The organism is Streptomyces sp. NPDC005820 (genome assembly GCF_040630255.1).
GTDB lineage: Bacteria > Actinomycetota > Actinomycetes > Streptomycetales > Streptomycetaceae > Streptomyces.
The window spans coordinates 1-11,743 of sequence record NZ_JBEXXE010000040.1 but is presented as its reverse complement, the minus strand read 5'-3'; the positions used below and the strand labels follow the sequence as shown (position 1 = coordinate 11,743).

Below are 11,743 nucleotides of genomic sequence, written 5' to 3'. Positions count from 1 at the left end.
GGTGTCAGTCGCCGGGAGGCGGTGTCAGTCGCCGGGGGCGTGCAGTCGTCGTACCGGTGTGGTGGTCCGGTGTGAGCGGGCGGTCAGTTGGCCGACCATCACGCGCACCACGGTGACGACGTCCGGGTCGTCGACGTAGTACACCTGGCGCCGGCCCTCACGGCGGGAGCCCACGAGTCCGGCGAGCTTCAGCTTCGCCAGATGCTGGCTGACCGCGGGGAGCGCGCCGCCGACGCGGTCGGCGAGGCGGGTGACGTCGCTCTCGCCCTGGGACAGGGCCCACATGAGATGCAGCCGGGCCGGAGCGGCGAGGAGTCCGAACGCGGCGGCCGCCTCGTCGAGCACCTCGGCGGACGGGTCCTCGAAGCGATCGACGCTGGTTGCCACAGCCCTCTCCCGTCCCCTCCGCGTCACCACCGACGCACGCCCGGGTACCCAGTGTAGGCGTCGGCACGGGCACCGGAAGCCGCCGAAGGAGCCGTCTCCGCTTGGCGGTTTGCGCAATGTCCTGAATGAGTGACAGAACCGCGACGACTCAGGCGCAGTGGCCTGTGCGGGCTCGCCCCGCCCTCCATGTCATCTTTAGGCTTGCGCAAATACGCAACCCACCATGCGGAACGGGTGTCACCCGACCGACCCGACTGGAGACATGACGACATGGGCATCATCGGCTGGATCATCCTCGGCCTGTTCGCCGGAGCCATCGCCAAGGTCCTGCTGCCCGGCCGCGACCCGGGCGGCCTGATCGGCACCACGCTCATCGGCGTCGCGGGGGCCTTCGTCGGCGGCTGGCTCTCCTCCCGCTTCCTCGACCGCCCGGTGGAGAACCAGTTCTTCGACCTCTACACCTGGGGCGCGGCCATCGGCGGCTCCCTGGTCCTCCTCGTCGCCTACCGCCTGCTGTTCGGCAACTCGCGGAGCTGAGCGGCGCCGCCGTGGTGCCGGTGGTGAACCTTTCGGAAACAACGGGAACTTGTCCGACCACCCGTAAGTTTCTACGTTGTTGTAGATATTGAAGGGTTGACGGCCGCACCCGGAGCGGCCGGCCCCGACCGACCGTATGGAGTTCTCATGGCCCTGTGGGACCGCATCAAGGAATCCGCGTCGACGATGCAGACACAGCTCGTGGCGAAGAAGAACGACCTCAAGAGCGGCGCCTTCCGCGACGCGAGCATGGCGATGTGTGCCCTGGTCGCCGCCGCCGACGGCACCATCGACCCGTCCGAGCGGCGCCGTGTGGCCCAGCTCATCGCCACCAACGAGGTGTTGCAGAACTTCGACGCCACCGATCTGCAGCGCCGTTTCGACGACAACCTGAACAAGCTGACCGCCGACTTCGACTTCGGCAAGGTGAGCGTGCTCCAGGAGATCGCCAAGGCCAAGAAGAAGCCCGCCGAGGCCCGTGCCGTCATCCAGATCGGCATCGTCATCGGCGGCGCCGACGGCGACTTCGACAAGACCGAGCAGGCGGTCGTCCGCGAGGCCTGCTTCACCCTCGACCTGCCCCCGCACGAGTTCGACCTCTGACCGACCAGGGGGGCGGGGCGGGGCGGCGGCCGGGGGGACCGGTGACGGCCCAGCCCCCTACAGGGGTGTCGCGGCGTGCAGAATCAGGACCATGGTCACCGCCGCGTTCGCCGAGGACATCGCGGAGGCGGCCGTGCCGGCGGCGGCGCCCCACGCTGCCAGGCCCACGGCGGTGAACGCCGAGGGCCAGTTGGGTCCGGCCGGGGCCGGGCCGAGGAGGGCCGCCACCCGGCGCGGCACCGGTCCCGGCGCGGCGAAGCCCGCCAGCGTGGGCGCGGGGGTCCCCCGGGAGACCAGGGCCGCCTTGCCGATCGCCCGCGCCACGGTACGGCGGCTGCCCACCGCCTGGGCCGCGTCCTCGTCCGCCCACCGCTCCGTCGTGCAGGACACGGCGGTGCGCAGCGGCCTCAGGAACGGGTTGGCGCGGGCCGCGAGCCGTACCGCCAGCAGGAACCGGTGGTGCCCGGCCCTCAGATGGGCGCGCTCATGGGCGAACAGGGCCCGGCGCTCGGCCGGTTCGAGGCAGTGCAGCAGGGCGGTTGTCACGACCACGCGGGCCCGGCGGCCTCCGGGCAGCGCATAGGCGTACGGCACCCCGTCGGGCAGGACGACCACCTCGGTACCCGGCAGCCCGGCCAGCGCGCGGTGCGCCCCGCGCCGTAAGCGCCCGTGCCGCCACAGGGTCCGACCGCAGGCCACGAGCACCGCGAACAGCGCGGGGATGGCCGCCTTCCCGGCCACCTCGTCGTACGGCACCGCCGCGCGCACCTCGGGATCCGACCACCCGTCCGGCAGCGGATTGCCCGGCAACTGGGCCGTGCCCACCACCATGACCAGCCCCAGACACACCGTGCTGCACACGGCCATCACCACCGCCACCCCCGACAGCAGCCGGGTCGCGGCGCGCGGATGCAGATGCTGCTCCGCCAGGCGCGCCACCGGCCACGCCGTCAACGGCAGCACCAGCGGCAAAAAGACGAACACCCCCATAGGGCCCGGGCCTTCCCCTTCACTCGTTTCCGGAACGACCCAGCAGCTCCCGCAGCAGCCGCTCGTCGTCCGGACCCAGACCGGTGACGAAGCTGGCGAGCACCGCCTCACGGTCGCTCTCCGCGTCCAGCACCCGGCGCATCCGATGCGCCGCGAGACCCGCCTGGTCCGAGGCCGGCGTCCAGACGAAGGACCGACCCGCCCGCTCCCGGGTCACCACGCCCTTGGCCAGCAGCCGGGTCAGGATCGTGATCACCGTCGTATAGGCGAGGTCGTCGCCGAGGCGCTCCTGCACCCACCCCGCGCTCACCGGCTCCTCCGCCTCGCCCAGCACAGACAGCACCAGCGCCTCCAGTTCGCCCTGTCTGCGCCGCCGCGGACCCTGCCGGTCGTCCATCACGCCCTTGTCTCCCTTCCGCCGCCGGCGCTTCTCCGGCCGGACACCGTATCGACGCCCCCGGTCCACCCCGACGCACCGCGCACCGCCGCCCCGGTCGACTACACCAGCGTAGAAGACCGGCCGGAAGAAGGGGACCCGGACGCCCCGCGCCGCCCCTCGACGCCGCGGCCGCCGTACGCGCGGAGGTCGGTCCGGCCGGGTCGGAACGGCATCAAGTCCCTTGCCCGGCAGGGGTGTTGTTCGATCCGTCGCACACACAGAGTCTTCACACAAATGGCGAAGAGAAGGTATCTGAAGGTTAAAGCAGCGGGCGTAGGGTGTTCGATCATGCAAGGCCCGAACGACGTCTCGCGTTCCCCCCGTCTCGCCGATCTGGCGACCCTCGTCCGCCTGCCCGCCGCGCTGAGCGTGCCCGGAGACGTGCTCGCCGGCGCGGTCGCGAGCACCGGGCGCGTCCGGCCCCGTACCGCCGCCACGATGGCGTCGTCCGTCGCCCTCTACTGGGCCGGAATGGCGCTCAACGACTACGCGGACGCGACCGTCGACGCGGTGGAACGCCCCGAACGCCCCCTGCCCTCCGGCCGGGTCGCCCGCCGCACCGCCCTGGCCACCGCCTGCGGTCTGACCGCCGCGGGCCTCGGTCTGGCCGCCCTGGCCGGCGGGCGCGCCGCGCTCGGGGTGGCGGTGCCGCTCACCGGGCTGGTCTGGGCGTACGACCTGCGCCTGAAGTCCACCGCCGCCGGGCCCGCCGCGATGGCGGGGGCGCGGGCGCTGAACGTGCTGGCCGGAGCCGAGCCCGGCCGCAGGACCGCGGCGCTCCCGGCCGCCCTGCTGGTCGGCGGGCACACCTACACCGTCACCGCGCTCAGCCGCCACGAGGTGACGGGCGCGCCCCGCTCCGTACCGGCCGCGACGCTGGTCGGCAGCGCGGCCACCGCCCTCGCCGCGGGGGTGCTTCCCTTCACCGGGGTGCTTCCCGCATTACGGCGCACCGGACGCGGGAGGCCCGAAGGGCGGGCGTCCCGAATAGGTGCCGCCGCCGGGGCACTCGCGTATCTGACCACGTACGGCGGCGCGCAGGTGCGGGCCGTCCGTACCCCGTCCGCGGCGAACGTCCGGCAGGCCGTCGGCGCCGGGATCCTGTCGCTGATGCCCCTGCAGGCGGCGCTCACCGCGAGCGGCGGCGCCCCGGGCCTGGCCGGTCTGCTCGCCGCGGCACATCCGACGGCCCGCAGACTGGCGCGGAAGGTGTCGCCCACATGAGCGCCCCGCCCTCCCCGCCCCCACGACTGCGCTACGGCTTCGGGACCAACGGCTTCGCCCACCACCGTCTCGACGACGCCCTGACCGTCCTCGCCGACCTCGGCTACGACTCGGTCGGGCTCACCCTGGACCACGGCCACCTCGACCCCTTCGCCCCGGACCTGGCCCGCCGGGTCGGTCGACTGGCAGGGAAACTGGACCGGTTGGGGCTCGCCGTCATGGTGGAGACCGGCGCGCCGTATCTGCTCGACCCCTGGCGGGGACACACCCCCACCCTCATGTGCGCACCCGGCGCCGAACGGCGCCTGGACCTCCTCGCGCGGGCCGTGCGCATCGCGGCCGACCTCGGCGCCCCGGCCGTCCAGCTGGCCAGCGGGCCGACACCCGAGGGCGTGCCCGCGGAGGAGGCCTGGAAGCGGCTGGCCGCAGGCTGCGAGGAGGCCCTGGAGGTCGCCCGCGAGCACGGGGTGGCGCTCGGGTTCGAGCCCGAGCCCCACATGTTCGTCGACACCGTGCAGCGGGTGCTGGACCTGCGCCGACGGCTCGGCGAACCCGACCTGTTCGGCGTCACGCTCGACATCGGCCACGCCCACTGCGTCGAGGACCTGCCCCTCCTCGACTGTGTCGCACTGGCGGCACCGCACCTGGTCAACGTGCAGATCGAGGACATGCGGCGCGGGGTGCACCGCCACCTCGAACTCGGCACGGGCGAGATCGACTTCCCGCCCGTCCTGGCCGCGTTGAAGGCCTTCGGCTACCGCGGACCCGTCTCGGTGGAGATCCAGGGCGCGTCCCTGAACGCCCCCGAAGTCGCCCGCCGCTCACTGGATTTCCTCAGGACCGCCGAGCCGTTCTGACGGTCCGGCGGTCCTCCGACGCCCCTCGATCCCCGCTCCCGGTGCGGCCGTCGCCGCACGCACATCCGACATAGGAGGCATGTGCCGTGGACCCCCGTATCCCCGCCGCCCTCGACCACCGGCTCACCGCCGACGCACACGACTGGCTGGCCGACGCGGTCGCCCGGGTGCGCGAGGAGCCGGCGGCGGTGCGCGCCGTCTTCCCGGCCGTCGGCCGGCGCTGCGGGCGCGAACCGCTGATCGCCGGCTGGACGGTGGCGGACGCCGCCCGCGCCCGGCTGCTCGCCGCCCTGCCGCTCGGCGGAGCGGCGCTCGCCGAGGAGATCACCGCCCTCCACCGGTACGGCGACTCCGCCGAACAGCGGGCGGTGCTGCTCTCCCTTGCCCTGCTGGAGGACACGGACCCGTCCTTCGCCGATCTGGGGCTGCCGCTGGTGCGGGCGGCACTGCGCAGCAACGACACCGAGCTGATCGCGGCGGCCCTCGGACCGTACGCCGCACGCCACCTGGACGCCGAGAGCTACCGACACGCCGTGCTGAAGAGCGTCTTCTGCGGCATCCCCCTCGCCCGGATCGCGGGCCTCGCGGAGCGCGCGGACCGCGAACTCGCCCGCATGCTGGCCGACTTCGCCCATGAGCGGGTCGCCGCGGGCCGTGACGTGCCGGCCGACGTCTGGCCCGTCGTGCGCGCCCACCCCGGCACGCTGGAGGCCTCCGGGCTGCCCGCCGAGACCGAGTCGTCCTCGCCCGACCGCCGCGACGCGGCCGTACGGGCCCTCGCCGCCTTCTCCGCCACCACGCCCGCAGGAGCCGCATGATGCGTATCTTCGACCCCCACATCCACATGACCTCCCGCACCACCGACGACTACGAGGCCCTGTACGCGGCCGGGGTCCGGGCGGTGGTGGAGCCGTCGTTCTGGCTCGGCCAGCCGCGCACCTCGGTGGACAGCTTCACCGACTACTTCGACGCGCTGCTCGGCTGGGAGCCGTACCGCGCGGCGCAGTTCGGCATCCAGCACTTCTGCACGATCGCCCTCAATCCGAAGGAGGCCAACGACCCCCGCTGCCAAGGGGTGTTGGACGTGCTGCCGCGCTATCTCGCCAAGGACCGGGTCGTGGCCGTCGGGGAGATCGGCTACGACTCCATGACCCCCGAGGAGGACGAGGCGCTGGCCCGCCAGCTGGCCCTCGCCGTCGAGCACGGACTCCCGGTGCTGGTGCACACCCCGCACCGGGACAAGGCCGTCGGCACCCGCCGCACCCTCGACGTGGTCCGCGAGTCCGGCATCCCGCCCGAGCACGTCCTCGTCGACCACCTCAACGAACTCACCGTCGCCATGGTCGCCGACAGCGGCTGCTGGATGGGCTTCTCCATCTACCCGGACACCAAGATGAGCGAGGACCGCATGGTGCGGATCCTCCAGGAGCACGGCACCGCGCGGATGCTGGTCAACTCCGCCGCCGACTGGGGCCGCAGCGACCCCCTGAAGACCCGCAGGACCGCCGACGCGATGCTGGCCGCCGGCTTCGACGAGGACAGCGTCGACCAGGTGATGTGGCGCAACCCGGTGGCCTTCTACGGGCAGAGCGGCCGGCTCGACCTCGAGGACGTCAAGCCCGACGACTCCGTTCTGTTCGAGGGCAACTCGATCAAGCGCGGCGGGGAGTGAGCCCGCGGTGCGCTTCCGGCACGGCGACGGCACGACCGTCCACCTCGCCTACTGCAGCAACGTCCACCAGGCCGAGGACCTGGACGGAGTGGTGCGCCAGCTCGCCTCCCACGCCGAGCCGGTCCGGGAGGCCCTCGGCGCCGATCTGCTCGGCATCGGGCTGTGGCTGGCCCGGGACGTGGTCACCGAGCTGTCCGCCCGCCCCGACGCGGTCCGCCGGCTGCGCGCCGAGCTGACCGCGCGCGGCCTGGAGACCGTCACCCTCAACGCCTTCCCCTACGAGGGCTTCCACCGCGAGGTGGTCAAGAAGGACGTCTACCTGCCCGACTGGACCGACCCCGCCCGGCTGCGCTACACCGTCGACTGCGCCCGGGTCCTCGCCGGGCTGCTCCCCGAGGACGCGCGGCGCGGCAGCGTCTCCACCCTGCCGCTGGCCTGGCGCACCCCCTGGCCGGCCGGGGCGCGCGACACCGCCCGCCGCGCCCTGGACCAACTAGCCTCGCGGCTGGCGGCGTTGGAGCGGGACACGGGCCGGGCGATCCGGGTCGGCTTCGAGCCCGAGCCGGGCTGCGTGGTGGAGAACACCGTGCAGGCCGCCCGTGAACTCGGCGGACTGGACCCCGAGCGGCTCGGCGTCTGCCTGGACACCTGTCATCTCGCCGTGCAGTTCGAGGAACCGGCACAGGCGCTGCGCCGCCTCGCCGACGCCGGTCTCCCGGTCGTCAAGGTGCAGGCCTCCAGCGCCCTGCAGGCCGACGACCCCGCCGACCCCGAGGCCCGCCGGGCCCTCGCCCGGTTCGCCGAACCCCGCTTCCTGCACCAGACGCGCACCGCCCCGCGCGGCACCGACACCGTTCTCGGAGTGGACGACCTCCCGGACGCCCTGGCCGGCGGTCTGGACCCCGGCTCCCCCTGGCGGGTGCACTTCCACGCGCCCCTGCACGCCGCGCCCGAACCGCCCCTGAGCACCACCGCAAGCGAACTCACCACGGCCCTGGGGGAGTTGCTCGGCGGCCCGCGGGCGGTCTGCGACCACGTCGAGGTCGAGACCTACACCTGGTCCGTCCTGCCCGAACAGCTGAGGCCGCACGACCGCGAGGGTCTCGTCGCGGGAATCGCCGCCGAACTGGACTGGGCTCGCGCCCGGTTCACCGAACTCGGCCTCGTCGAAGCGGCCCGTGCCGCCCGCCCCCGAAAGGAGCCCGTTTCATGACGAGACTCGTCGTCCTCGACATCGTCGGCCTCACCCCCCGTCTGCTGCGCCACATGCCGGCCGTCTCCGCCCTCGCCCGACAGGGCTTCCAGGCACGGCTGGACACCGTCCTGCCCGCCGTGACCTGCTCGGTGCAGTCCACCCTCCTCACCGGCGCCCCACCCTCCGAGCACGGTGTCGTGGGCAACGGCTGGTACTTCCGGGACCTCGGCGAGGTCCTGCTGTGGCGCCAGCACAACGCCCTGGTCGGCGGCGAGAAGCTGTGGCACACCGCCCGCCGCGCCCGGCCCGGCTACACGGTCGCCAACGTCTGCTGGTGGTACGCCATGGGCGCCGATGTGGACTTCACCGTCACCCCGCGCCCCGTCTACTACTCCGACGGCCGCAAGGAACCCGACTGCTACACCCGGCCGCCCGCGCTTCACGACGAACTCACCGACAGACTGGGCCCGTTCCCCCTGTTCACCTACTGGGGCCCCAACGCGGGCATGCCCTCCAGCCAGTGGATCCTCGCCGCCGCCCGCCAGATCTTCGACGAGCACCGCCCCGATCTGACCCTGGTCTACGTACCGCACCTCGACTACGAGCCCCAGCGCTCCGGCCCCGGCTCCCCGCAGTCGGCGCGCGAGGCCCGTCGCCTCGACGACGCGCTGCGCCCCCTGCTGGAGCACTTCCGCCGTGAGGACGCCACCGTCGTGGTCCTGAGCGAGTACGGCATCGCGCCCGCGTCCCGCCCGGTCGACATCAACCGCGCGCTGCGCCGGGCCGGGCTGCTGGAGGTCCACACCCAGGACGGGATGGAGTACCTCGACCCGATGACGTCCCGCGCGTTCGCGGTCGCCGACCACCAGATCGCCCACGTCTACGTCCGCGACCCGGCCGACCTCGCCAAGACCGCCGAGATCGTCGCCGGCCTCGACGGGGTGGACGAGGTGCTCGACGAGCAGGGCAAGGCCCGGCACGGGCTGGCGCACGAACGCTCGGGCGAGCTGGTCGCGGTGGCGGAGTCCGACGCCTGGTTCACGTACTACTACTGGCTGGACGACGAGCGCGCCCCGGACTTCGCCCGCCAGGTCGAGATCCACCGCAAACCCGGCTACGACCCCGCCGAACTCCTCTACGACCCCACCGTCCCCGGCGTCAAGGCACGCGCCGTCGCCCAGGTCGCGCGCAAGAAGGCCGGCCTGCGGTACCGCATCCGGACCGTCCCCCTGGACCCCTCGGGTGTCCGCGGCAGCCACGGCCGGCTGCCGGAGGACCCGCAGGACAGCCCCGTCCTGCTGTGCTCGCGGCCCGGCGCCGCGCGGGACCGGATCGCCGCGACCGAGGTCAAGGACCTGCTCCTCGACCTGGCCGGCATCACCCCTGCCTGACACCTCGCCCCTGACATCTGCCCCTGCCATCTCTGCCCCTGACTCCTCGCTCCTGGCATCTCGCCCCTGACATCTCGCTCCTGGCATCTCGCCCCTGGCATCTCGCCCCTGGCATCTCGCCCCTGACTCCTCGCCCCTGGAGCCCCCCACATGCAGCCGACGGACACCCCGCCGCCGCCCCTCCCCCGCCACCGCCCCCTCCTCGACCCCGCGGCCGAGTACGGGCGCTGGATCACCGACCGGCCCCTGGCCAGGATCACCCTGTGGGGCGACACCCACCCCTGGCTCGTCACCCGGCACGAGGACGCCCGTGCCGTCCTCGGCGATCCGCGGTTCAGCGCGCGGAACGTCCGGCCGGGCTTCCCCGGTCTCCAGCCGACGCCCCCGCCGCCCACCCCGGGCCAGCTCTTCGCCATGGACCCGCCGGACCACACCCGGCTGCGGCGCATGCTGATCCCCGAGTTCGCCTTCCGCCGGGTCGAACAGCTCAGGCCCGCCGTCCGGCGGATCACCGGCGAACTCCTCGACGGCCTGGTCGAGAAGGGGCGACCCGCCGACCTCGTCGAGCACTTCACCCTGCCCCTCCCCCTCCTCGTCATCTGCGAACTGCTCGGAGTGCCGTACGCCGACCGGGAGTTCATCCACCGGCACGCGGCCGCGTTCGCCACCGTCACGGCGGGGCCGGAGGCGATGCGGGCCGGCTGGGCGGCCCTCTTCGGCTACCTCCAGGAGCTGCTGGCGGCCAAGTCGCGGGAACCCGGCGACGATCTGATGAGCAAGCTCGCCGTCGAGCGGGTCGCCACCGGTGAGGCCACGGCGGCGGAGGCGGCCGGGCTGCTGGTCCAGCTCCTCATCGCCGGGCACGAGACGACCGCGAGCATGCTCTCGCTCGGCGTCGTCGCCCTGCTGCGCCACCCCGACCAGCTGGCCGCCCTGCGCGCCGACGACACCCTCGTACCGGGCGCGGTCGAGGAACTGCTGCGCTACCTCACCGTCGTCCACATCGGGCTGCGCCGCATCGCCACCGAGGACGTCGAGATCGGCGGGGTGACGGTCCGCGCCGGCGAGGGCGTGGTCGTCGCGCTCCAGTCCGCGAACCGGGACCCCGCGGTCTTCGGCGACCCCGACACCCTCGACCTCACCCGGGACGCCGGCCGCCACCTGGCCTTCGGCCACGGCCTCCACCACTGCCTCGGCCAGTCGCTCGCCCGCGCCGAACTCCAGACCGCGCTGCCCATGCTCTTCGACCGGCTCCCCGGCCTGCGCCTGGCCGGCCCACCACCGGAGCGGCACGCGTTCGAGGGCCGCGCGATCCACGGGGTGTCGGAGCTGGCCGTGACCTGGTGACGGAGGACGGGTTCGGGCGACCCCCGTGCGATCGGCCGGTCTCCGGGCGGCTACTGCAGTTGTGGGGGGACCCGGGCTCGGCCTAGGATGGATTTAAGGTTGATGTATCAACTTTCTGGTGAGGACGGAGTCCACAGACATGTCTCTCGCAGTGCAGTTCTCCTCGTACGGCGGCACCGGCGGCCTGCGTGTCGTGCCGGTGCCGCCCCCGACGCCGGGACCGGGCCAGGTACGCCTGGCCGTGCGCGCGGCCGGCGTGAATCCCTTCGACTGGAAGGTCCTCCAGGGCTGGATGCGCGACCAGATTCCTCTCGAGCTGCCCTCCGGCCTGGGCAGCGACGTGGCCGGCGTAGTGGACGCGGTCGGTGAGGGGGTGACCGGGCTCAGCGTCGGGGACGAGGTGTTCGGCAGTTCGAGCACGCCGTCCTTCGCCCAGTTCGCCCTGGCCGATCCCGCGAAGCTGGCCGCCAGGCCCACCACCGTCCCCTGGGCCGTGGCCGGCAGCCTCTCCGGTGCGGGCGGTACCGCGTGGGCCGTGATCGACCGGCTCAAGGTCTCCGAGGGGGAGACGCTGCTGATCCATGCCGCCTCGGGCGGCGTGGGCAGCTTCGCGGTGCAGCTGGCCGTGGCCCGTGGCGCGCGGGTGATCGGCACCGCCGGTGAGCGCAACCACGGTCTGCTGCGTGAGCTCGGCGCCGTACCCGTCGTCTATGGCGAAGGCCTCGTCGACCGGGTGCGGGCCGTCGCGCCGAACGGCGTCGACGCGGTGCTGGACGCCTCCGGCCGCGGCGAGATCCCGGACTCGATCGAACTTGCGGGAGGCCCGGAGCGGGTCCTGACCATCGTGGCGTTCGACGCCGCCGGCGCAGGTGTCCAGGTCCACAGCGGTCAGCCGGCCGGCACCCAGGTCCTTCATGAGCTCATGGCCCTGGTCGAGAACGGTCACCTCCACGTGCCGATCTCGCGCACCTACGGCCTCGGCGAGGCGGCCGCGGCACTCGACGCGAGCCAGTCGGGCCACGTCAACGGCAAGCTGGTGATCCTGCCCGAGTAGGACACGTGTGAGCGGTGGGGGCCGGGGGGGGGGGGGCCACCCCGCAC

At 73.4% G+C, this 11,743-nt stretch carries 13 protein-coding genes; 10 read left to right on the top strand and 3 right to left on the bottom strand.

The window, feature by feature from the left end:
* Positions 1–24: 24 nt before the first annotated feature.
* Positions 25–387 carry a metalloregulator ArsR/SmtB family transcription factor gene (locus ABZ464_RS37865; protein ID WP_359285306.1) on the bottom strand — a complete coding sequence of 121 codons (363 nt, stop codon included), beginning with the start codon at positions 385–387 and terminating at the stop codon, positions 25–27.
* Positions 388–657: 270 nt separating this feature from the next.
* Between ABZ464_RS37865 and ABZ464_RS37860 the strand changes: the two genes are divergently transcribed.
* Both ABZ464_RS37860 and ABZ464_RS37855 read left to right on the top strand, forming a co-directional pair.
* Positions 658–924, top strand: coding sequence for a GlsB/YeaQ/YmgE family stress response membrane protein (locus ABZ464_RS37860; protein ID WP_359285303.1), 267 nt, complete (start codon positions 658–660; stop codon positions 922–924).
* 147 nt (positions 925–1,071) lie between these two features.
* Positions 1,072–1,527: a TerB family tellurite resistance protein gene (locus tag ABZ464_RS37855; RefSeq protein ID WP_359000353.1), complete on the top strand. Its 456-nt coding sequence runs from the start codon at positions 1,072–1,074 to the stop codon at positions 1,525–1,527.
* A gap of 57 nt (positions 1,528–1,584) precedes the next feature.
* Here the strand turns inward: ABZ464_RS37855 and ABZ464_RS37850 are convergent, their stop codons facing one another.
* On the bottom strand, positions 1,585–2,517 hold the full coding sequence (locus tag ABZ464_RS37850; protein WP_359285301.1) for a M56 family metallopeptidase: 933 nt from the start codon (positions 2,515–2,517) through the stop codon (positions 1,585–1,587).
* A gap of 19 nt (positions 2,518–2,536) precedes the next feature.
* Positions 2,537–2,917 (bottom strand): BlaI/MecI/CopY family transcriptional regulator, encoded by a 381-nt coding sequence (locus tag ABZ464_RS37845; protein ID WP_359285298.1) that lies wholly within the window; start codon positions 2,915–2,917, stop codon positions 2,537–2,539.
* A 327-nt stretch (positions 2,918–3,244) separates the two neighbouring features.
* Here ABZ464_RS37845 and ABZ464_RS37840 point away from each other — a divergent pair, with 327 nt between their 5' ends.
* The 8 genes from ABZ464_RS37840 to ABZ464_RS37805 all read left to right on the top strand — a co-directional run bounded on the left by ABZ464_RS37840 (position 3,245) and on the right by ABZ464_RS37805 (position 11,696).
* The gene (locus tag ABZ464_RS37840; protein ID WP_359285297.1) at positions 3,245–4,180 is read left to right on the top strand and encodes an SCO3242 family prenyltransferase; all 936 of its coding nucleotides are present in this window, start codon (positions 3,245–3,247) and stop codon (positions 4,178–4,180) included.
* Positions 4,177–5,037: a sugar phosphate isomerase/epimerase family protein gene (locus tag ABZ464_RS37835; protein WP_359285294.1), complete on the top strand. Its 861-nt coding sequence runs from the start codon at positions 4,177–4,179 to the stop codon at positions 5,035–5,037. Before ABZ464_RS37840 ends, ABZ464_RS37835 begins: the two co-directional genes overlap by 4 nt.
* A gap of 86 nt (positions 5,038–5,123) precedes the next feature.
* On the top strand, positions 5,124–5,855 hold the full coding sequence (locus ABZ464_RS37830; protein ID WP_359285292.1) for an EboA domain-containing protein: 732 nt from the start codon (positions 5,124–5,126) through the stop codon (positions 5,853–5,855).
* Positions 5,855–6,709, top strand: coding sequence for a TatD family hydrolase (locus tag ABZ464_RS37825; RefSeq protein ID WP_359285501.1), 855 nt, complete (start codon positions 5,855–5,857; stop codon positions 6,707–6,709). The genes ABZ464_RS37830 and ABZ464_RS37825 overlap by 1 nt, the downstream gene beginning before the upstream one ends.
* A 7-nt stretch (positions 6,710–6,716) precedes the next feature.
* Positions 6,717–7,922: a metabolite traffic protein EboE gene (eboE, locus tag ABZ464_RS37820; protein ID WP_359285290.1), complete on the top strand. Its 1,206-nt coding sequence runs from the start codon at positions 6,717–6,719 to the stop codon at positions 7,920–7,922.
* On the top strand, positions 7,919–9,295 hold the full coding sequence (locus tag ABZ464_RS37815; RefSeq protein ID WP_359285287.1) for a nucleotide pyrophosphatase/phosphodiesterase family protein: 1,377 nt from the start codon (positions 7,919–7,921) through the stop codon (positions 9,293–9,295). The genes eboE and ABZ464_RS37815 overlap by 4 nt, the downstream gene beginning before the upstream one ends.
* A gap of 150 nt (positions 9,296–9,445) precedes the next feature.
* Positions 9,446–10,642: a cytochrome P450 gene (locus tag ABZ464_RS37810; RefSeq protein ID WP_359285284.1), complete on the top strand. Its 1,197-nt coding sequence runs from the start codon at positions 9,446–9,448 to the stop codon at positions 10,640–10,642.
* A 139-nt stretch (positions 10,643–10,781) separates the two neighbouring features.
* The gene (locus tag ABZ464_RS37805; protein WP_359285282.1) at positions 10,782–11,696 is read left to right on the top strand and encodes an NADP-dependent oxidoreductase; all 915 of its coding nucleotides are present in this window, start codon (positions 10,782–10,784) and stop codon (positions 11,694–11,696) included.
* Positions 11,697–11,743: the final 47 nt, after the last annotated feature.

Coding starts and splice junctions, on each gene's coding strand:
- ABZ464_RS37855 (WP_359000353.1), top strand. CDS start 1,072: ATGGCCCTGTGGGACCGCATCAAGGAATCCGCGTCGACGATGCAGACA.
- ABZ464_RS37805 (WP_359285282.1), top strand. CDS start 10,782: ATGTCTCTCGCAGTGCAGTTCTCCTCGTACGGCGGCACCGGCGGCCTG.
- ABZ464_RS37860 (WP_359285303.1), top strand. CDS start 658: ATGGGCATCATCGGCTGGATCATCCTCGGCCTGTTCGCCGGAGCCATC.
- ABZ464_RS37810 (WP_359285284.1), top strand. CDS start 9,446: ATGCAGCCGACGGACACCCCGCCGCCGCCCCTCCCCCGCCACCGCCCC.
- ABZ464_RS37835 (WP_359285294.1), top strand. CDS start 4,177: ATGAGCGCCCCGCCCTCCCCGCCCCCACGACTGCGCTACGGCTTCGGG.
- ABZ464_RS37825 (WP_359285501.1), top strand. CDS start 5,855: ATGCGTATCTTCGACCCCCACATCCACATGACCTCCCGCACCACCGAC.
- ABZ464_RS37850 (WP_359285301.1), bottom strand. CDS start 2,517: ATGGGGGTGTTCGTCTTTTTGCCGCTGGTGCTGCCGTTGACGGCGTGG.
- ABZ464_RS37840 (WP_359285297.1), top strand. CDS start 3,245: ATGCAAGGCCCGAACGACGTCTCGCGTTCCCCCCGTCTCGCCGATCTG.
- ABZ464_RS37815 (WP_359285287.1), top strand. CDS start 7,919: ATGACGAGACTCGTCGTCCTCGACATCGTCGGCCTCACCCCCCGTCTG.